A 19,546-nucleotide genomic window follows, 5' to 3' on the forward strand; every position below is an offset into this window, starting at 1 on the left:
TGAAAACAATATGATCCTGTGGTAAGACTGAAGCAATTTCTAGTGGTAAGGTGGTTTGATTTGTGTTATAGTGAATGTACATGGGATAGCCTTTCTCAGTATTTTATCCTAATTATATTGTATCAAGACTATCTCCATAAGGCAAAAAAGCAACGGCTTTAAAACCGTTGCTTTTTGCGTTAGTCAGAGGGGTTTTTGTCCCAGCCTCCTTAATCCATAGAATTCTAGGAAGCAGCTGACTTATTGCACTTGAGTTGACAATTCAAGAAATATTTTTAAAAAGATAAATTCCTCTAAAACACTCTTTCTACCACCTACTGATTCCCAATAAACAAATCCCTTTCCATCAAAAAAAGCTGGGACAGGCCCAGCTAATGTTAAGAGATTCGTAATAAGCGGCGCAAACGGTTGGCCTGGCTGCCCATGACCCGGTCCAAATGGTTGCTTTTGAGGGCCATCCAAGCGTAAACGTAGACGGAAATAGCACCCACAATCATTAGGTGTAACAGGCTGCCCCAACGGCTGTTGACTCCAATCACCAGGGACAAGAGGGCTTGGGCCAGCATGGTCACGAGCGACATAATAAGTGTCATTAAAGTTACTAGAACCACACGTTTCATCAGGCGCTTGTGATTGAGGCGTGTGACCTGATGAATCGTGCGGTACATCAGGAAGCAGGGGAGGACTAAGGCTACTCCGGTTGACAGGAGTGGGCCATAGGAACCAAAGATCCAGATAAATGGAATTTGCAAGACTAGTTTGGCTCCCAAGCCGTAAAGGAAGTAAAGCATGGCCAAGCGATTCTGGTAGAGGGCTTGAATCATTGGCGCCAAAACGGTGTAGAGGCCTAGGAGGAGGGTAAAGGACATGGCCCACACAAATAGGTCTAGGGCTGCTCCTTCTGGCTGGCCGTAAAAGAAGGTATAGAGGGCCCGCCCCATTAATAGGGAACCTAGCGTTGCTGGAATGAGGAAGGTCAGCAGCAAACTGAGATTATCAATGACCAGTTTGGCTGCTGCCGCCAAGTCCTTTTTGACATAGTTCTCTGTCAAGAGTGGGATCCCTACTCCACCCACAGAGGAGGCAACCGCAATCAGGATCATGCTGACTTTATTGGGATTGGCTGAGAAGTAGGAAAAAAGCACTAGAAGCTCTGTTTCTGAGGTCTTGGTAAACCAGCGGGAGACATTAATAAAAGTCATTTGGTCAATAATTTGAAAGAGCTGGATGGCAGACCCTGTGATAATAAAAGGTATGGCTTCTTTGAGCGTTTCTAGCACCAGTTGGCTGCCACCTTCCAGTTTTTGACCAGAAGCAGCAAGGATGGGGCGTAAAAGCCCTTCTTGATTAAGCAAAAAAATCAAAAGCGCCATCGAGGCCAGCATCCCAATAAAGGCGGCAAGGGTGGATTGGGTAACGGCCGAGACGTAGTCCTTATTGCCCAGCTGCATAATCAGGAAGGTCGCCAGCAACATCCAGATGACCCGGGCCACCTGCTCTGCAATCTGGCTCATGGCATAGGGGCGCATATTACTGTAACCTTGGAAAACACCGCGGATAATACTCATAGCTGGAAAAATCAGCACGGCCCAGGCCAAACTCTGCATGACCGGGGTCAACTCAGCACCAACTCCCGAACCCGAAGCGAAGAGGGGAGCGGCTAGATACATGAGGGCGGCAAAAACCAGACCAAGGATCACCATCAATTTCAAAAAACGGTTGATCAGGGCAAAGGACTTGTCCTCCTGCCCCATGGTATTGTATTTGGCAATCTGTTTGGAAATCGCTACTGGCAGGCCTGCGGTTGAGACCAAAAGGAACCAGGCGTAGATATTATAACCCATGGTAAAAAGTCCATTGGCCTCGGCTGCATGAGCCCCCATCCAGCCATACCACGGAATAATATAGAGGGCCCCGAGCAGGCGGCTAATGAGGTTACTAGCGGTCATCCAAGCCGCTCCCTTCAGCATCAGCTCCTGCTGACGCGCTTGTTGGTCATTCATTCTAATCCCCTTTTAATACTACTTCCAAATTAAAATAAGCTCTCAAACTCGTTCTCATCATAGGACCTAAACTTACAATGTATGAAGAAAACTCGAAAGAGTCTAATACCTAATTAAAATCAAAATTTGAATACTCGAATAATTTCAAGGAATTGACTAGGAAAGCCGACGAAGGTAGAACTTAGGTTCATCAAGGAGGCTTGACAACATCAAAATTTGAAATTAAATGAGTCTAAGCTATTCGAAAATACTAGTACCATTATAGCATGAAGGCCCAGTCCCTCCAAGATTTTAACGAAAAAAAGGCAATCATCTTTGACTTGTAAAAGCACACCAGAAGGGTTACAATAGGGCTATGATGAAACTTGAAACCGCCTTACAAATTTTACAAGCGGACCATAACTTCCGTGCTATTGTCGACCAGGATACCTTCCACTATCGAGGCCACGATTGGACCTTCCAAGAGCTGAGCTATGATAGTCGCCAGGTCTCTGAACACACCCTCTTTTTTGCCAAGGGGCAACAGTTTAAAGCCGAATACCTTGAAGCTGCCATCCAGCAAGGCTTGCGCTACTATGTCAGTGAGATTGACTACCAAGTCGCCATTCCTGTGATTTTGGTCAATGATATCAAACAGGCCATGAGCCTGATTGCGATGGAATTTTACCAACACCCCGAGAAAAAGCTCAAGCTCTTAGCTTTTACTGGGACCAAGGGGAAAACAACGGCTGCTTATTTTGCTTTCAACATTCTCAAGCAAGAATGGAAACCCGCCATGCTTTCAACCATGAACTCAACGCTGGACGGGGTCCATTTTTTCAAATCGCAACTAACTACTCCTGAGAGTCTGGATCTCTTTGCCATGATGGCCGAAGCTGTCGCCCATGGCCGTACCCACTTTATTATGGAGGTGTCCAGTCAGGCCTACTTGGTCAAGCGGGTCTATGGCCTGACTTTTGATGTCGGCGTCTTTCTCAATATCAGCCCCGATCATATTGGGCCGATTGAACATCCTAGCTATGAGGACTACTTCTACCACAAGCGGCAGCTCCTAGCCAACAGCCGCTTCCTCATTTTGAACCAGCAAATGGATCATAGCGACTTTCTCTTGGATTCGATTCAAGACCAACCGCACACAACCTATGGCCTGGGAAGTCCCAATACCATTGAAGAATCTGCGGCCTTTCACTTCAAGGTTGGTGGTCCTCTCGCTGGCGATTATGATATTCAATTAATTGGTGACTTTAATCAAGAAAATGCCCTAGCCGCTGGCTTGGCCTGCCAACAGCTAGAAGCAAGTCCAGCAGCCATTCAAGCCGGTATCGCCCAAACCAAGGTTGATGGTCGGATGGAAGTTTTAACCCATCCTTCTGGAGCTAAAATTTTTATTGACTATGCCCACAATGGTGATAGTCTGAAAAAGCTAATCGATACCGTGGCCCACTACCAGAAGGGCAAGCTCGCCCTCATCCTCGGTGCCACTGGCAACAAGGGAGAAAACCGCCGCAAGGACTTTGGCCTTCTCTTAAACGACTACCCAGACCTTGAGGTCGTCCTCACCGCAGACGATCCCAACTATGAGGATCCCGTGGCCATTTCCCAGGAAATCGCCAGCTACCTCCACCGCCCTGTAACCATCATTGCCGACCGCGAAACAGCCATCCAAGAAATTCTGAGCCAACAGTATCAGAGTGAGGATGCCATTATCATTGCTGGTAAAGGAGCGGATGCCTTTCAAATTGTCCAAGGGGAAAAAATCCCCTATCCCGGCGACCCCCAAGTTGTCGTCCAAGCACTTGAATAATCGTAAAAAGGAACCAATTGTGGTTCCTTTTTACGATGGCTAATTTTTAGTAGCTTTAATCTTTTGCGCTGCCCGAACCCGATTTTCATAGGACTGGGCTAAATGAATACTTCCCAGGGCGCGGAAGGACTCAATCACAGCTTCCATCTGCATCAATCCTTTACGTTCATCATGAAAGAAGAACTCAAACATTCCTTCTCCATATTGAACCACCATCCGTTCAAACATATCCCGCTCTTCAAAGTGATGATTTTTGATGAATTTTCGGTAGTACTGGGCGTCAATGAGTTCCTGACGTTCGCAGGATAGCACAAAGGCTTCCAAGACCAAATAATTAATCATCCGGCGATTGAGAGGAAGCTCCTTATAAAACTCCGACCGTGAGATCATTTCCTTGGACAGGGTCATAAACAGCGCATGGCGAAAACGGTGCATGGAATGGGTAAATAGCAGTAATTCATAGTAGCCCCAATACTCAACGCCAATTAGGTAATCCGTCAAGACACTTAAATCACGCTCAGACACAACCGGATCTCCGGTCATTTCTTCCAGTTTGATTTTAATGATAATCGTGTTTAATTCATAAAACAAGCGTCTTAGCCGGGGTTTGACAGGTCTAGATTCCAAGAGGTGGCGCATGCTGACAACATCATTTTGAAGCACATAAATATCCATCTGGTGCAGTAATTCCTGCAACTCATCACGTTTAAAGTCTTGAACCGCATAGAGAAATTCAGACATGGGCATATTGATTTCATCTAAAGCAATTTTAAACTTCGAGATGGTGAGATCGGACTGGCCATTTTCGAACCGCGATAATTGCGACACGGATAAATCTTTTGTGGCAATGGAGCGCAAGGACAAGCCTCGTGACTGCCGAAATTGTTTAAACACTTTTCCAAATGATTTCATATAGACCCTTTACATTGTTTATAAGCGAAAGAAGGCAGATCCAACCAAGACCTACCTTCCTCACATTTTAATTGGCAAAAGCTGCTGTTAGTTGTGGAACAACTTGTTTTTTACGAGATACAGCACCAGGCAAGAAGGCATGGTGATTTTCCAAAGTGAAACCGAAGGCTGCTTCAACCTTGTCTGGATTTGCCCCCAAGGTCAAAATCTCAGAGTTCGAGTTGACAATATCGGTAATCATCAAGACAAAATCAGAGTAGCCTGCTTCTGCCATAGCTGCTTGCATAGCTTCTTCAATTTCAGCTTGGCGTTCCAAAATTTCAGCGATATCAACCGTATTGACTTGGGCTACACGGACAGTGTTCCCACCCAATTCAAAGCTCTTAGCATCAATATCGATCAATTCAGCAGCTGTTTTGCTGGAGAGATTGGTCCCAGCTTTCAACATTTCTAGTCCATAAGCCTCCAAGTCTACACCGGCTAGCTCTGCTAACTCAGCTGCCAAAGGAACATCTGTGACATGGGTTGTTGGTGATTTTAACAAAAGTGTGTCTGAAATCAAACCAGACAGCATCAAACCAGCCAATTCTTTTGGTACTTGGACTTGGTTTTCTTTAAACATCCGGTAAACAATCGAAGATGCTGAACCAACTGGCTCAAGACGCATAAACAAGGGATTAGCAGTCTCAAAGTTAGCGACACGGTGGTGGTCAACAACACCGAAAACTTCAACATCACGGATGCCTTCTGCAGATTGTTGGAACTCATTATGGTCTGTCAAGATAACTTGTTCAACACCTTCCTGGGCAAGGGATTGAATTTCACGTGGCGTCTCAACACCAAAATAGTCTAACACAAAGCGCGTTTCTTCATTAGGTTGTCCCAAGATAACCGCTTCTGTATCCAAACCATGAGCTTGGCGAGCTAAATAAGCATAGGCATAGGATGATGCAATCGCATCTGTATCAGGGTTTTGATGACCAAAAACCAAGATTTTTGACATGTTTCTACCTCTTTTCCAATTTTCATTTACTATTTTAACACAAAGAAGGGACTTCTACCAAGTGGCAATCTTCAGAATTAGCCCTTTTGGACCCGCTTGAGATAGTCTTGGTAGGATTCTGTCTCCATTAACTTCTTGGCATTGGCAACCCGCTCTTTGGTTGGTGGTTTCACCCCTTTGAGTGGATAGTCAATTCCCAATTTTTCCCATTTAAATTCACCCATGGTGTGATAAGGCAGGATCTCAAATTTATCAACATTTTTCAAGGTTTTTACAAATTCACCTAACTCCTTCAAGTCCTCATCATGGTCGGTCAAGCCGGGTACCAAAACGTGGCGAATCCAGACTGGAATCCCTTTATCTGACAGGTAGCGGGCACAATCCAGAATATTGCGGTTGCTTTGGCTGGTTACAAATTTGTGTCGCTCGTCATTGATCTCCTTGATATCCAGCAAGACCAAATCGGTCACAGCCATCAATCGGTCAAATACTTCCAAATACTCCGGCTTGTTGCGAAAAGGCAGGGCACAAGTATCCAAAGTTGTATGGATGCCCAATTCTTTAGCTTTGGTAAAAAGGGCAATCAGAAAGTCGATTTGCAAGAGGGCTTCTCCACCGCTAACGGTAATCCCCCCATTCTTGCCCCAGTAACCCCTATAACGGAGGGCTTCTTTCAGAATATCATCCACCGTCCGCGTCTGTGCCTGTTCATTTTCAAAGGCCCAAGTATCTGGATTGTGACAGTACTGGCAGCGCATCTTACATCCCTGCAAAAACACAATAAAGCGGATGCCCGGACCATCAACAGCCCCAAAACTCTCTGTCGAATGCACGTATCCTGTTACCTGTCCATAATCAATTACTTGTCCCATAACAGCCCTCCTGTAAGCGTTTTACTTTCTTTAGTATAGCACTTTTTTTGACAATGGGAAAGTTTTTCCAAACCATTTCCAAGTAAGACTATTTATCCCTATCAGAACTGGAAAAGACAGCTACTAAAAAAGAGGCCAGGGATCTTGTCCCAGCCTCCTTGGCTTAAACCTTATTTAGAAGTCGTTTCTTCCAGGTCTTCTTGGATTTTGTCTATGTGGAGGCGAAGTTTGGTTACTCGACCTCGTTTCACCTTGTCATTACGCAGGGTGAGGCGATAGCCATTGGACTCCAAATCAACCGAGAGGCGTTCCCCTTCTGTTGGGATGCTGCCTAGAGTGGTGATGTAGTAACCAGCAATGGTATCGACATCATCACTTGCCAGTTCCACATCAAAGTGTTCATTAAAATCATTGAGGGTCATGGCTCCGAGGACAATGTAGCTTCCATCTGCTAATTCACGAACTTCAAGCTCTGCCTTATCGGTCTCATCCTCAATCTCTCCGACAATCTCTTCTAAGAGATCTTCCAGGGTCACCAGACCTGCAACACCTCCATATTCATCCAGCAAAATCGCCATCTGATTCTGGGTATTCCGCAAGGAAGCCAAGAGATCATCGACAAACATGGTTTCTGGTACAAAGAGGGGCTCTTGGAGAATTTTCTCCAAGGATAGATTTTCAAAACCAGCCGTAAAGGCTTCGGTCAAAATCCGCTTGGTATGAAGAATACCGATGATGTTATCCTTGTCACCCTCGTAGACGGGAATCCGTGAAAAGTTTTGCTTCAAAATCGCTTGGATATTCTCTTCGCTTGCGTTCTTGATATCCACCATAAAGGCATCAGTCCGGGGCACCATCAATTCACGCGCCATCAGTTCATCCAAGGTGAAAACCCCTTGAAGCATCTCCAATTCTTCCGCATCCAGGCTCTCCTCACTTTTTGAGAGCATGTATTCGATCTCATCCCGCGTCATTTTTTCATCGGCATCATCAAACTCCATTGGCGTCAAACGACTGAGAAGGTTGGTGGAAGCCGATAGCAACCAAACGAAGGGACTGACAATTTTTCCCAAAAATAAAATAATTGGAGCTGTGCGGACAGCTAGGGATTCCTTGAGGTTCAAGGCAATTCGCTTAGGATAAAGCTCACCCAGCACAATCGAAATGTAGGTCAACAGTGCCAAAGCAAGTAAGCTTCCGACCGCATAGGCCGTCTCACCGCCCCCCATCCAGGTCGCAAACATACGGCCCAGGGTATCGGCCAAGCTAGCCCCGGCCAAGATATTGATCAGGGTAATCCCGACTTGAATCGTGGATAGAAAATGATTGGGCTCCTCCAAGACATTCAACAAACGCTGATAAGCCCGGTCTCCCTCTCCAGCCTTCTGCTCCACACGCGAACGGTTGAGCGACACCATAGCCATCTCAGAAGCTGAAAAGAAGGCATTTAGAAAGGTCAGGAAAAAGAGTAATACAATCTGTACCACCAAATTCTGACTGCTAGGATCTTCCATTGTGTTTTTTCTCCTAATAATGTAAAGATAAGCTTATTTTACCATATTTTACAAAAAACAAGAAAGTGGGACAGAAGGAAACTAAAAAATTCCTCCTACCCCACTCTTGTTTTTCCTAATCGAGTGGCTGCCCTGCCGCAATTCGATCAATCAGTTCCAGGTCCTCCCAGACTGAATCAATTTCCGCCTTGGTCGGGTACGTCTCTAATACCCGGTCCAAACGCTGGCGAATCCGAGCCGCTTCTACCTGGTCTTGCTTGGACAGCCGGGCCAGAGCATAGTTCAGACTCAAAACAAAAGGATAGTCCTTCATTCCCTTAAGGAACTGCTGCGTTTCCTTGTCATCTAATACAGACAAATCCACACTACCTGCCTCCGTTAACAAATCGTAATAGAGCTTGAACAGTTGCATCGTGGTCCGCTCGAAGCTAGGTACTGAAGACTTGCTTTCCAATAAACTTTGAAGCAAGTCTATCCCCGCTTGTTCCTCCCCTTTATCAATCATATATTGAGCTCGTGTAAATGCCAAACTCGCAGCCGAGGAGTTTTCAGATCGACTCTCAGACTCGATCCGGAACCAATCCGCTGGTAAGGCTCGCAACTGTTGGCCTCTAGTCATGGCTTCGAGGATCAACATCTGTTTGGCAAAAACTTCGCGCTCAGCGGGATTTTTAGACAAGTTCCAAGCATTCCAGCCGTCATTTGCAACGACCTTCCCTTTCCAAGGGATCCCATTTGCCAAAGCTGACAATAAATTGAGCCCGCCAAATGACCATAGCAACAGGGTCCACACAGACGGTTGCATCTCCAAGGCTAAAAAGAATACGAGACTCAGCAGCAGATTCATCAGCGGACCACCTAGGTGGTAGCGTAAAAACGGAAACTGGTCATCGCTCCTCACCGGTGGTACCATGATACATTGACCACCTGTACCCATTAAGGAAAATCGTTTCCAGACCAAGCCCTCATCCCAGCGAACTAGGACACGGTTTCCGACCCGAAAAGAGACGAAATGGTAACCAGACCACAGCCCCCCGAGCAGATGACCAAATTCATGTAGCAAAACTACTAGCAGATAGAGCGGCAGATGAAGTAAAATCAGGAAGGTACTTTCAAAAAGAGTTTCTAGCCAAACATTATTCCAGCTAGGTCCAACATAAACCTGCGCAAGCAAGGCTCCAAATCGGAGTCCCCACCAAAAAGCAGCACCTAGCAAAACCAAAGTATAAACGACCTTCAGCAAACCATTCTTCATAAGTGACTCCCCTTCTAGCCTAACCTTTTTTAGGGTGACGATCTAAAACCTCTGTATGTTGGTCAAAAAGGGCCTGTCCTTGAGCTGTCAAACAATAGCCCCGAATGTCAAAACTAGCTTCCAGAGCCTGGTCTTCAACCTGATCCAACAGGGCCTGGTCTAGTTCTGCCGCCTTCATCTTAGAAAAACCTTTAACCCCTTGGTTCTTGAGGATAGCCTTCTTCTGACCGGCATTAATATGGGCCAGCGATTCACGCGCTTTTTGCTGGCGGACCAAACCGCGCTCCTCAAGCACTTGTAAATTGTGGGGGGCATCAATCCCGTAGGTATATTCAAAGTACTTAGGAAAAACCGATTCTGTTGTAAAAGTCCCCAGGGCAATTCGCCACAAGAGAATCACATCACCAGCAAGAATCTCCCCTTCTAAGAGCTCCATATTTTTTCGCGGAACAGCCGGTGCAACCTTACCTTGGGCATGATCCAGTGCCTGCTGCTCGGAAATAAAGGGCTGGACTGGATAATCCGCATAACGTTCTGCCAAACTAACCATCTTACCCCTCTACTTCTGCAGAAATTTGCCAGTTGATCCCATACCTATCAATCAAGTTGGCATAGGCTGGTGACCAGAAGGTTTCTTGCAATTCCAAGGTCACCTCCTGCGCCTCTTCTTTTAGGGCATCGTAGAGTTTTTGAGCAGCTACTACTGAATCTACGATGATTGATGGTACCACATTACGACCAGGAGCATAGCTATACTCTGGACTTTCATCTGAGATTTGCAGACGAATCCCGTCAACCACCAGTTGCGCATTCAAGACCAAGTGCTTATGCTCATCAGCTACGTCAGGAATCGCATCGCCCCAGAGGGTCAAGCTCGTCACTTCAGCACCTAACACACCCTTGTAAAATTCAACAGCCTCTTGACCATTGCCATCCGTCACCAAATACACTTCCATTCTTTTAATCATTTTTTCACCTCACGAATTGCAAAATAGTTTTCTTCTAAATCGGAAAAATTAAAGACCCGCATGAGATCTAAGTCAACAATAGGCATAACTAAAATGCCCCGATCGAGCATGAATGGGTAGGTTGCATCCAAGTCAGAATACTCCATTAAAAAGGACGGTCTTCCCAAATCCAATTCAGGGTTCAATTCAGCTACCTTGACCTGGTCTTGAAACACAGACTTTAGCTGACCATCCTTCTTAAGAATCCACAAGTCGGAAACGATTCCCCTACTCTCCTGACACTCAACCAACTGGGGCTTTCCAGAGCCGTTATATAGGCCATTATTTGACTGAAAGAGTCACTCATCCTGTACTCCTCCGTCTATCCCTAGTATACCACGGATCTCCGTAAAAAGCTTGAAAGTCCCTCCTCCATTCGTTATAATGAGCACAGAACACGAAAGGAAATCAACTATGAAAAAACTACTCATTGCAGGCCTACTGGCCAGTGCAGCGACCCTAGCCCTCATCATCTATCAAAACCAACCCAAACAAGAATTAAGTTTAAACGCCCAGCTCCAAGAAGTCCTCAAAAATCCAGAGACCGACTTTCCCCAGTTGACGACCAAGGCTAGTAAACAGGAGCCGATCGTGACCCTCAAAACCAGCCAAGGCGACATCAGCCTCAAACTCTTTCCGGAATACGCGCCCTTGGCCGTTGAGAACTTCTTGACCCATGCCAAGGAAGGCTATTATGATGGCCTCAGCTTCCACCGGGTCATCAAGGATTTTATGATCCAAACCGGAGACCCCAAGGGTGACGGGAGCGGAGGTGAATCCATCTGGGCTGGTAAAGACAACGAAAAAGATCCGGGCACCGGCTTTAAGAACGAAATCAGCCCCTACCTCTACAATATCCGAGGCGCTGTCTCCATGGCCAATGCCGGCCCCGACACCAATGGCAGCCAATTCTTCATCAACCAAAACACCCAAGATATCTCCAGCCGCTTGGATCCCAACACCTACCATCCCAAAATCATCCAAGCCTATCAAAAAGGAGGCAACCCTAGCCTCGACGGCTCTTACACCGTCTTCGGACAGGTCACCCAAGGCATGGAGGTTGTCGACAAAATCGCTGCCACGGAAACAGACGACAAAGATAAACCCAAGGAAGCCATCACCATCCAAAAAATCACCATTCAATCCGAATGAGCCCCTCAACCTCAGACACAATCCGCCTGAGGTTTTTTAAAACTACTTTATCTCGAAAGGATCACCCACATGAAAACGATTGAACTCAACTCAGAAAACACCAAACTATCCAGTATCGTCCTAGGCCTGATGCGGATCAAAAGCCTCTCTCCTCGAGAGGTTGAGGAATTAGTCGAAACCGCCTTAGCAGCAGGCATCAACACCTTTGACCTTGCAGACATCTACGGAGGCGGACGCTCCGAAGAGATACTCGGACAAGTCCTCAAAACTAGACCCGACCTGCGCGATCAGATGTGGATCCAATCCAAATGCGGCATCCGCATCGAGGAATTTACCTACTTTGATTTCTCCAAGGAGCATATTCTCAAGTCCGTCGACGGCATCCTCAAACGCCTCCACATCCAGCAACTCGATAGCCTGCTTCTTCATAGACCAGACGCTCTGATGGAGCCAGAAGAAGTCGCCGAAGCCTTCAACCACTTAGAAAAAACAGGCAAAGTCCGTAACTTTGGAGTCTCCAATCAAAATCCCATGATGATTGAACTCCTCAAAACAGCGGTTTCCCAACCACTCGCCATCAACCAACTCCAACTCAGTGCTGCCTTCACACCAGAATTTGACACAGGTTTTCATGTGAACATGGAAGAAGCCATCGCCAGCTCTGGTCCAACCGGTATCTTTGAATACGCCCGTGCAAAAGACATGGTCATCCAAGCCTGGTCAGTTCTCCAATACGGCTATTTCCAAGGAGTCTTCTTGGGAAACCCCCAATTTGAAAAACTCAACCAGGTCCTCACCCGCCTAGCGCAAAACTACCAGACCACTCCTTCAGCCATTGCCATCGCCTGGGTCCTGCGCTACCCTGCTAAGATGCAAGCCATCATTGGCACCACCCAACCCCAACGCATTTTAGAAGCTGCCCAAGCTAGCACCATTACCCTCAGCCGCAAAGAGTGGTATGAAATTTACCTGGCCGCTGGGAAATCACTTCCTTAAGTTTGAAAGCGCAAAAAGACCAGTCTTCTTAGCAAAAGAGGCTGGCCTTTTTTGTACTAGGACTGATGCTTGACGAAATTCCGTTTATAAAGGCTATGACTCTGAATATTACCATCCACATCTTTGGCATCCCAGATTTGGAGCTCCCAAGGATAGCAAAAATTACTTTTGTTTGTAAAGTAAACATAGACACCAAGATAGCCGTCCTTATCGCGGAGATACCAATTTTTTAAACCAAATCCTTCCTTCCAAGCATCCAACTGCTCCATCACTTGCGTCAGTTCTTCTGACTGTAAAATCACCCGTGCTCCAAAAATATCATTTAAAATGGAATTGACAGGGTATCCTTCCTTACATTCAGAAAAACGGTCGATTTTATCAAGAATACTTTCAGATGTTTTCACACGATAAACGTAAGCAATATCCTGAAGATCAGCCTTCATCAGATAATCATTGATCGACTCGTGTAAATTTAGCCGATAGTCCAAAATAGCCTGCGTCGGAACCTTAGCAAGCGTTCAACTTTAGTAAGCAAAGGGAATACCTCCCACTGGTGACAAGTCTTAGTTTTCAGCTCACAAGCTTTCTACGACGGCTTGTTTATGCTTCATACTAATCTTTGTCTACATCCTCAAAAGAAAGGATTGACAAATACATATCCAATCTCTCATTTAAATAGTAAGCAAACAAGTCCTCCATCGCTGATAAACTTCCTTTGGTATGATAGTCCTCGAAAGCTCGGTAGTAGGTCAAGCGATCTGAAAATTTAATATCAATGGGAGGGTAACCCGCCTTCATCAACTCTAAATTCACCAAAAGGCGCCCTGTACGCCCATTACCATCAATAAAAGGATGGATACTTTCAAAAAGAATATGAAAACGAGCCATTTTAGTCACCATGTTCTCCTGACTATCTTCATAGTCTTTCAACAATTGCTCCATCAAGGGGCGAATCATAAAGGGTTGAGCAGGTTCGTTGGCAGCCCCTACGATACGAACAGGTACCTTGCGATAAACACCTCGATCATCCTTTTTATCCGATAGAACCAAATAATGAATATCTTTTACAACCTGTTCCGTCAAGAGAGTTCCTGCTGCCACCAAGGTTTGCACATATTCAAAAGCCTCCTTGTGTCCAATTGCTTCGAGATGATCCTTTAGAGGTTTCTGATCAATGGTCAAGCCACGTAGGACCAAATCCGTCTCACGAAGCGTCAGAGTGTTCCCCTCAATCGCATTGGAGTTATAGGTAAACTCCACCATAAACTCCTCATTTAGGCGCTCAACCTCTCCTTGGGTTAAGGGACGAAGGGAGGCAAGTTTAGTCATCTTTTGGTCAATTAAAACCACCAGACTCTCCGCCTTTTTATAGCGACCATCAACCGGTTTAGGCGTATCTTGCGGAATCTTCCACGAACGTCCTTCACGAACAGCGCCCTCCACCTTCCCCTGGCTACACAAATCACGCACACGACGATCAGAAATTCCCCAAGAATCAGCTGCCCTCTTAACGGAGATATACATAAAACACCTCACCTTCTAAAAAATTATTCATTTCCTAAAACCATTATAGCAGAGTTCGGAAGGATAGGGTTCTTAACGGAAGGATAGTTAGGGTATTTTCGGAAGGATAATGACCCTAGTCGTCCCTTACCCCGATAGTTTTATTCCTGCAAAAAGACTTAAAAACTCAATCAGGCTCCTATCTTCAGAGCTTTCGATTGGGTTTTCAGTCTTTATTTCAACTTCTCTGACGGTAGCGGGTATTTCAAGGCATTTTTCTTGAGTTTGTCTTGGATGATGGTTTCCACATCCAAACCCAGGCGGTCAGTGAGGAGTAAGGTGTAGATGAGGACATCGGCGATTTCTTCTTGGACATTGATGGGGTCCAAGGCTTCCTCGCACCATTGGTAGTTTTCTAGGAGCTCGGCGGCTTCGATGATGATCGAGCTGGCCAGGTTACGGGGGCTGTGGGCTTGGCCCCAGCCACGGTCATCGCGGAATTTCAGGATATCTTGGATAAGTTTGTCTGTCATAGAGGCTCCTAAATCAATTCATTGAAGTCCCACACTTGATCGACCCAGCCCTGGTAGAAGTCTGGTTCGTGGCAGACCATAAGGATGCTGCCCTTGTAGGCTTGGAGGGCTCGTTTGAGTTCCTCTTTGGCATCCACATCCAAGTGGTTGGTAGGCTCGTCCAGGACGAGGACATTGGTTTCGCGGTTCATGAGCAGGCAGAGGCGGACCTTGGCCTGCTCACCTCCACTCAGCACTTGAATTTGACTTTCAATGTGCTTGGTTGTCAGGCCACAGCGGGCTAGGGCTGCGCGGACCTCGGCCTGGTTGAGGGCTGGAAAGGCATCCCAGACAGCTTCCAGAGGTGTTTGGCGGTTGCCTCCAGGTACTTCTTGTTCAAAGTAGCCCAGTTCTAGGAACTCTCCTTCTTCAACCTGACCTCCCAAAGCAGGAATGACACCTAGAAGACTTTTGAGGAGGGTTGTTTTCCCGATTCCGTTGGCCCCAACAATGGCAATTTTCTGGTTGCGTTCAAAGGTCAGATCCAGCGGTCCGGCCAGTTTGCGGTCATAGCCAATTTCCAGACCTTGGGCTTGGATAATAAAACGTCCCGGTGTCCGTGCCACCTTGAAGTCAAACTGGGGTTTAGGCTTCTCCGCTTGGAGTTCAATTAGGTCCATCTTATCTAGCTTCTTCTGCCGGCTCATGGCCATGTTGCGAGTCGCTACCCGGGCCTTGTTGCGGTTGACAAAGTCTTTGAGGTCGGCAATCTCCTTCTGCTGGCGTTCATAGGCTGCTTCCAATTGAGCCTTCTTCATGGCATAGACTTCCTGGAACTGCTCATAATTCCCGCTGTAGCGCACTAAATCTTGATTTTCAACATGATAAACCAAATTAATCACGTCATTAAGGAAGGGAATATCATGGGAAATTAAAATAAAGGCATTTTCATACTCTAAGAGATAACGTTTGAGCCAATCGATGTGCTCAGCGTCCAGGTAGTTGGTAGGTTCATCCAAGAGGAGTATGTCTGGCTTCTCCAGCAGCAGCTTGGCCAAGAGCACCTTGGTCCGCTGGCCCCCACTAAGCTCAGTTACATCCGACTCCATCCCAAAATCGCTGACCCCAAGGGCACGCGCCACTTCATCAATCTTGGCATCAAGGCTATAGAAATCGCGGCTATCCAAACGATCCTGCAACTCGCCAACCTCTTCCATCAAGGCCTCATAGTCCGTAGCCTCCGCCATCTCCATGTAGATTTCTTGAATCCGCGCCTCGGTTTTAAACAAATCATCGAAGGCGGTTCGCAGCACATCACGCACGGTCATACCAGCCTCCAAAACTGCGTGCTGGTCCAGATAGCCCGCCTTGACATACTTGGACCAGCTTATTTGGCCCTCATCCGGCTGCAACTGCCCCGTCACAATGCTCATAAAGGTGGACTTGCCTTCACCATTGGCACCCACCAAGCCAATATGTTCCCCCTTTAACAGACGAAAGGAAACATCCTCAAAAATGGCCCGATCTCCGAAACCATGACTCAAACGCTTAACTTCTAATATACTCATACTTTTCCTATTCTTCAAAAAAGAGGGGAGTGGGACAGAACTAAATTTGAAAAAATTTAGTTTATTCGCTTTCTTAATTTCAGGCTCATGCTAAAAAGATCCACTGGAGCTTTTTACTCCCACCCCCGCAAGGCTGATTAGGCCCTCTTTCGAGCTTGAAAAGCGAACGATTGAAGTTTGCTTCGCAAACAAGATTTGGTACTCTCTAACAGCATACAATGCTGTTAGACCCAATCAGCTACTGCGTCAAAGGTATTTTGTTATACAAAGTCAATGAGGCTAGACTTTTGCCCCAGCCTCATCTCTTTTATCAATTTATAGTCTTTTATACGACTTCAGCTACCCTAGAGACTTCCTAAACTAATTTCTGCAAAAAGGCGATAAGGACCTGGGCTGATTTCCGGCCAGCTTCCACGATAAATTCATCAAAGGAAAGAGCCGCATCCTGCTCAGCAGTATCACTCATAGCCCGTACCACCATAACGGGCAGGTTAATAGCATGGGCAGCCTGGGCAATGGCAGCCCCCTCCATTTCAACAGCCAGTACATCAGGGAAGTGAGCCTTGATTTGCTGCAAACGGTCGGCTGAAGCAATAAAGGAATCCCCTGTAGCAATCAGACCCAGGTGCGACGCAAAGCCCTGCTCCTCCAAAACCTCTTTGAAAACATTTTGAAAATACTTGCTGGTTTCAAAGAAGAGTGGCTGTTGTGCCATCTGACCATAGGCATAGCCAAAGGCTGTCACATCCACATCGTGGTAGGCTAAACGGTCCGCAACCACTACATCGCCCACCTTGAGACCAGTTGCCACCGCCCCAGCTGAACCCGTGTTGATGACCGCATCAACCTTAAACTCTTGGGCTAAAATCGCAACAGTCATGGCTGACATGACCTTCCCGATTCCACTTTCCACCAAGACAACCTCGTGGCGACCGATATGACCGGTATGGTACACCTGGCGCAGCCGCAGATGTTTCTGAGCATTTTCCAACTGCTCCAAGAGGCTAGCCAATTCCTGCGGCATCGCCGCAATAATTCCAATCTTCATTCTCTCACTTTCCTACAATACAAACACAGAAATCAGCAGGATTATCAACAACAAGAGCAACCAGAAAAGAATCTTATTCAGGGTGTGTTGGAAACGCGCCCGTTTTTGATTCTCCACCTGACGGCTTTTCCGGACTTCCGGCTCAACCTCCAGGCGGTCAATCTTATGTAACAGATCCAAATCTAGTGCTTCTGTTTCCTCATAGCTATCCGAGTCAAAGGACGGTCGCTTTGTCATGAGACTGTCCCCGATTCCAGCAATTGCCAGTACTGAATCGCCATAATCGTTTTGGCATCGCAAATCTCACCTGCCTCAATAGCAGCGAGAGCCTGGTCCAAATCTAGCTCATAGAGGGCCAAGGTCTCATCCTCATCCTGGGGACGGGGATTGGCAACCTTTTCTAAATTCCGAGCCAGATAGAGCTTCACTTTTTCATTACAAAAACCGATGGCTGTGTAAAAATCATACAGCAGCTCCAAATCGGCCCTATAGCCAATTTCTTCTTCCAATTCCCGTAGGGCTGCCGCTTTGGGATCGGCATTTTCCCCAACTTCCAATTTTCCGGCTGGAATCTCCAGACTGGTAGCCTCAATCGCTTTACGGAATTGCTTGACCAAGAGAATCTTATTCTCCTCGGTAAGCGGTAACACACAAACAGCCCCATTATGGAAGACCAACTCCCGTGTGGAGACACCCTTGCCATCCGGTAGCTCAACTTCATCGACCGCTACCTGAAAGACACGGCCCTGAAAAATTTCCCGACGACTCAAGGTTTTTTCTTCAAAATTCATCTTATACCCCTCCCTCAACGTCATTTTTCTCGTCAAAATACAAGAAATTAGTTCTCCTTCCGGGCTGGATGGTGTGGGAAACGCACCGCATAACCATCCTTGTTGACCTGCCGAGACCGGCCAAGGGCCAAGCCATCCTCCGGTACGTCACTGATAATCGTTGATCCTGCTGCCAATAGGGCATGATCGCCGATCGTTAATGGAGCCACTAGGGTTGAATTGGAACCAATAAAGACCCCATCTCCAATGGTTGTACCATATTTAGCCTGCCCATCATAGTTGACAGTGATGGTTCCCGCGCCAAAATTGACATTTTGACCAACCTCACTATTGCCGATATAGGTTAAATGGCCAGCCTTGGTCCCAGCCCCCAGACTAGATCCCTTAACCTCAACAAAGTTCCCTACATGGACCTCATCAGCCAAACTGGAGTCTGGCCGAATGTGGGCATAAGGACCAACAGTCACATTCTGGCCAATGGTTGATTCCTCAATCATGGAATGGGTAATCCGACTGTTGGCACCGATATGACTGTCTTGCAGGTAGGAACCGGCACTGACATAAACTCCAGTTTCCAGCTTGGTTTTCCCACGCAGGGTCACTTGCCCCTCTAGTTCAACGTCACCCGCGATTTCAACATCAATATCGATGCTGGTTGTTGCCGGATTCTGGAAGGTGACACCATTTAGCATATGTCCCTTGTTGATGCGATTGCGCATCACATTTTCAGCAATGGACAAGGCATAACGGTCATTGACCCCTAAACTTTCCTCAAAATTCCGCAGCATATAAGCCCCAACCTTCTCGCCAGCCTGGCGGAAAATGCCGATGACATCAGTCAGGTAATATTCCCCTTGGGCATTGTCGGTTGTGATCTCCTTGAGGGCTTCAAAGAGGCGGCGGTTATCAAAGACATAGGTTCCGGTGTTGATTTCCTTAATCTGTTGCTCAAAATCGCTGGCATCCTTCTGCTCAACAATCTTCAGCACCTCACCATCTGCATTCCGGACCACACGCCCATAACCAAAGGGGTTATCCGCTTCTGCCGTCAGGATTGTCGCCACATTCTTATGGTTGATATGGAAATCCACCAGCGACTTGAGGCTCTCACCGGTAATCAGCGGGGTATCTCCGGCAATAACCAGGGTCTGTCCCTCTAAATTTCCCAAGACTTCCTCAGCCATTCGTACAGCATGACCAGTTCCCAATTGCTCCTTTTGCAAGGCAAAGTTGGTCTGACCTGCTAGAACTTCCTCCACCATTTCAGACTGATGACCAACAATCGTCACCGTCTGAGCTGGATTCAAGGCCGACACACTGCGGAAAACATGCTCCAACATGGAAATTCCCGAAACCTTATGAAGGACTTTGGGCAAGTCCGATTTCATCCGCGTGCCTTTTCCAGCTGCTAAAATAATGGCATAATTCGACATATTCATTCCTCTATTTCTTGTCATACTCATCCCCTATTATAGCACTTTTCCCCTAAATAGAAAAAAGGGGTTCTATAATAAGTTGTGTGGAAAGCTTGCTCTCCATGCAACTTTTTTTGTAATTCAGAGTGCAAAAAAAAGCAATTCCTAGTAAACTGATAAGTGAAAAAAAA

Annotated in this window: 19 protein-coding genes and 1 pseudogene; 3 read left to right on the forward strand and 17 right to left on the reverse strand. The window is 46.6% G+C overall.

Annotation, left to right across the window (positions count from 1 at the left end; translation table 11 throughout):
• Nucleotides 1-377 precede the first annotated feature (377 nt).
• Nucleotides 378-2,003, reverse strand: a complete 1,626-nt coding sequence (locus E5983_RS04060) for a putative polysaccharide biosynthesis protein (protein WP_160332635.1) — start codon at nt 2,001-2,003, stop codon at nt 378-380.
• 355 nt (nt 2,004-2,358) lie between these two features.
• On the opposite strand from E5983_RS04060, the gene E5983_RS04065 reads away from it, so the two are divergent.
• On the forward strand, nt 2,359-3,807 hold the full coding sequence (locus E5983_RS04065) for a UDP-N-acetylmuramoyl-L-alanyl-D-glutamate--L-lysine ligase (RefSeq protein ID WP_160332636.1): 1,449 nt from the start codon (nt 2,359-2,361) through the stop codon (nt 3,805-3,807).
• A 39-nt stretch (nt 3,808-3,846) separates the two neighbouring features.
• On the opposite strand, the gene E5983_RS04070 is transcribed toward E5983_RS04065, so the two are convergent.
• The 8 genes from E5983_RS04070 to E5983_RS04105 all read right to left on the reverse strand — a co-directional run bounded on the left by E5983_RS04070 (nt 3,847) and on the right by E5983_RS04105 (nt 10,582).
• The gene (locus E5983_RS04070) at nt 3,847-4,719 is read right to left on the reverse strand and encodes a helix-turn-helix domain-containing protein (RefSeq protein WP_160332637.1); all 873 of its coding nucleotides are present in this window, start codon (nt 4,717-4,719) and stop codon (nt 3,847-3,849) included.
• A gap of 67 nt (nt 4,720-4,786) precedes the next feature.
• On the reverse strand, nt 4,787-5,722 hold the full coding sequence (locus E5983_RS04075) for a manganese-dependent inorganic pyrophosphatase (RefSeq protein WP_160332638.1): 936 nt from the start codon (nt 5,720-5,722) through the stop codon (nt 4,787-4,789).
• Nucleotides 5,723-5,799: 77 nt separating this feature from the next.
• Nucleotides 5,800-6,594 carry a pyruvate formate-lyase-activating protein gene (gene pflA, locus E5983_RS04080; RefSeq protein WP_160332639.1) on the reverse strand — a complete coding sequence of 265 codons (795 nt, stop codon included), beginning with the start codon at nt 6,592-6,594 and terminating at the stop codon, nt 5,800-5,802.
• Nucleotides 6,595-6,764: 170 nt separating this feature from the next.
• Complete coding sequence (locus E5983_RS04085; RefSeq protein WP_160332640.1) at nt 6,765-8,108, reverse strand: hemolysin family protein; 1,344 nt, start codon at nt 8,106-8,108, stop codon at nt 6,765-6,767.
• A 115-nt stretch (nt 8,109-8,223) separates the two neighbouring features.
• On the reverse strand, nt 8,224-9,363 hold the full coding sequence (locus tag E5983_RS04090; protein WP_160332641.1) for a site-2 protease family protein: 1,140 nt from the start codon (nt 9,361-9,363) through the stop codon (nt 8,224-8,226).
• A 19-nt stretch (nt 9,364-9,382) separates the two neighbouring features.
• Nucleotides 9,383-9,913, reverse strand: a complete 531-nt coding sequence (locus E5983_RS04095) for a hypothetical protein (RefSeq protein ID WP_160332642.1) — start codon at nt 9,911-9,913, stop codon at nt 9,383-9,385.
• Between the two features lies 1 nt (nt 9,914).
• Nucleotides 9,915-10,331: a VOC family protein gene (locus E5983_RS04100; protein WP_160332643.1), complete on the reverse strand. Its 417-nt coding sequence runs from the start codon at nt 10,329-10,331 to the stop codon at nt 9,915-9,917.
• Nucleotides 10,328-10,582, reverse strand: coding sequence for a VOC family protein (locus E5983_RS04105; RefSeq protein WP_160332644.1), 255 nt, complete (start codon nt 10,580-10,582; stop codon nt 10,328-10,330). The genes E5983_RS04100 and E5983_RS04105 overlap by 4 nt, the downstream gene beginning before the upstream one ends.
• 202 nt (nt 10,583-10,784) lie before the next feature.
• Here E5983_RS04105 and E5983_RS04110 point away from each other — a divergent pair, with 202 nt between their 5' ends.
• A complete protein-coding gene (locus E5983_RS04110) occupies nt 10,785-11,522 on the forward strand; it encodes a peptidylprolyl isomerase (protein WP_160332645.1) in 738 nt (245 codons plus the stop codon).
• 69 nt (nt 11,523-11,591) lie between these two features.
• Entirely contained in the window at nt 11,592-12,518 is a 927-nt protein-coding gene (locus E5983_RS04115) for an aldo/keto reductase (RefSeq protein ID WP_160332646.1), read from the forward strand.
• Between the two features lie 56 nt (nt 12,519-12,574).
• On the opposite strand, the pseudogene E5983_RS04120 reads toward E5983_RS04115, so the two are convergent.
• From E5983_RS04120 to glmU, 8 genes and pseudogenes are all read right to left on the reverse strand, one after another.
• Nucleotides 12,575-13,036: pseudogene (locus tag E5983_RS04120) on the reverse strand (nucleotidyltransferase family protein); the annotation flags it as partial.
• Nucleotides 13,037-13,130: 94 nt separating this feature from the next.
• A complete protein-coding gene (locus E5983_RS04125) occupies nt 13,131-14,042 on the reverse strand; it encodes a Fic family protein (protein WP_160332647.1) in 912 nt (303 codons plus the stop codon).
• Nucleotides 14,043-14,254: 212 nt separating this feature from the next.
• A complete protein-coding gene (locus E5983_RS04130) occupies nt 14,255-14,554 on the reverse strand; it encodes a nucleotide pyrophosphohydrolase (RefSeq protein WP_160332648.1) in 300 nt (99 codons plus the stop codon).
• A gap of 8 nt (nt 14,555-14,562) precedes the next feature.
• Nucleotides 14,563-16,101: an ABC-F family ATP-binding cassette domain-containing protein gene (locus E5983_RS04135; protein WP_160332649.1), complete on the reverse strand. Its 1,539-nt coding sequence runs from the start codon at nt 16,099-16,101 to the stop codon at nt 14,563-14,565.
• 355 nt (nt 16,102-16,456) lie between these two features.
• Nucleotides 16,457-17,149: a 5'-methylthioadenosine/adenosylhomocysteine nucleosidase gene (locus tag E5983_RS04140; RefSeq protein WP_160332650.1), complete on the reverse strand. Its 693-nt coding sequence runs from the start codon at nt 17,147-17,149 to the stop codon at nt 16,457-16,459.
• 12 nt (nt 17,150-17,161) lie between these two features.
• Nucleotides 17,162-17,386: a cell wall synthase accessory phosphoprotein MacP gene (gene macP / locus E5983_RS04145; protein ID WP_160332651.1), complete on the reverse strand. Its 225-nt coding sequence runs from the start codon at nt 17,384-17,386 to the stop codon at nt 17,162-17,164.
• Nucleotides 17,383-17,940, reverse strand: a complete 558-nt coding sequence (locus E5983_RS04150; protein ID WP_160332652.1) for an NUDIX hydrolase — start codon at nt 17,938-17,940, stop codon at nt 17,383-17,385. Before E5983_RS04150 ends, macP begins: the two co-directional genes overlap by 4 nt.
• A gap of 47 nt (nt 17,941-17,987) precedes the next feature.
• Nucleotides 17,988-19,373, reverse strand: coding sequence for a bifunctional UDP-N-acetylglucosamine diphosphorylase/glucosamine-1-phosphate N-acetyltransferase GlmU (gene glmU, locus E5983_RS04155; RefSeq protein WP_160332654.1), 1,386 nt, complete (start codon nt 19,371-19,373; stop codon nt 17,988-17,990).
• Between the last annotated feature and the right edge of the window lie 173 nt (nt 19,374-19,546).

This window comes from Streptococcus danieliae (assembly GCF_009767945.1).
Lineage (GTDB): Bacteria > Bacillota > Bacilli > Lactobacillales > Streptococcaceae > Streptococcus > Streptococcus danieliae.

What these genes read in the sequence shown, in the direction of transcription:
- E5983_RS04085 (WP_160332640.1), bottom strand. Translation starts at nt 8,108, where the DNA reads ATGGAAGATCCTAGCAGTCAGAATTTGGTGGTACAGATTGTATTACTC.
- E5983_RS04115 (WP_160332646.1), top strand. Translation starts at nt 11,592, where the DNA reads ATGAAAACGATTGAACTCAACTCAGAAAACACCAAACTATCCAGTATC.
- macP (WP_160332651.1), bottom strand. Translation starts at nt 17,386, where the DNA reads ATGACAAAGCGACCGTCCTTTGACTCGGATAGCTATGAGGAAACAGAA.
- E5983_RS04060 (WP_160332635.1), bottom strand. Translation starts at nt 2,003, where the DNA reads ATGAATGACCAACAAGCGCGTCAGCAGGAGCTGATGCTGAAGGGAGCG.
- E5983_RS04140 (WP_160332650.1), bottom strand. Translation starts at nt 17,149, where the DNA reads ATGAAGATTGGAATTATTGCGGCGATGCCGCAGGAATTGGCTAGCCTC.
- E5983_RS04135 (WP_160332649.1), bottom strand. Translation starts at nt 16,101, where the DNA reads ATGAGTATATTAGAAGTTAAGCGTTTGAGTCATGGTTTCGGAGATCGG.
- E5983_RS04070 (WP_160332637.1), bottom strand. Translation starts at nt 4,719, where the DNA reads ATGAAATCATTTGGAAAAGTGTTTAAACAATTTCGGCAGTCACGAGGC.
- E5983_RS04065 (WP_160332636.1), top strand. Translation starts at nt 2,359, where the DNA reads ATGATGAAACTTGAAACCGCCTTACAAATTTTACAAGCGGACCATAAC.
- E5983_RS04095 (WP_160332642.1), bottom strand. Translation starts at nt 9,913, where the DNA reads ATGGTTAGTTTGGCAGAACGTTATGCGGATTATCCAGTCCAGCCCTTT.
- E5983_RS04150 (WP_160332652.1), bottom strand. Translation starts at nt 17,940, where the DNA reads ATGAATTTTGAAGAAAAAACCTTGAGTCGTCGGGAAATTTTTCAGGGC.
- E5983_RS04090 (WP_160332641.1), bottom strand. Translation starts at nt 9,363, where the DNA reads ATGAAGAATGGTTTGCTGAAGGTCGTTTATACTTTGGTTTTGCTAGGT.
- glmU (WP_160332654.1), bottom strand. Translation starts at nt 19,373, where the DNA reads ATGTCGAATTATGCCATTATTTTAGCAGCTGGAAAAGGCACGCGGATG.
- E5983_RS04125 (WP_160332647.1), bottom strand. Translation starts at nt 14,042, where the DNA reads ATGTATATCTCCGTTAAGAGGGCAGCTGATTCTTGGGGAATTTCTGAT.
- pflA (WP_160332639.1), bottom strand. Translation starts at nt 6,594, where the DNA reads ATGGGACAAGTAATTGATTATGGACAGGTAACAGGATACGTGCATTCG.
- E5983_RS04110 (WP_160332645.1), top strand. Translation starts at nt 10,785, where the DNA reads ATGAAAAAACTACTCATTGCAGGCCTACTGGCCAGTGCAGCGACCCTA.
- E5983_RS04100 (WP_160332643.1), bottom strand. Translation starts at nt 10,331, where the DNA reads ATGATTAAAAGAATGGAAGTGTATTTGGTGACGGATGGCAATGGTCAA.
- E5983_RS04130 (WP_160332648.1), bottom strand. Translation starts at nt 14,554, where the DNA reads ATGACAGACAAACTTATCCAAGATATCCTGAAATTCCGCGATGACCGT.
- E5983_RS04075 (WP_160332638.1), bottom strand. Translation starts at nt 5,722, where the DNA reads ATGTCAAAAATCTTGGTTTTTGGTCATCAAAACCCTGATACAGATGCG.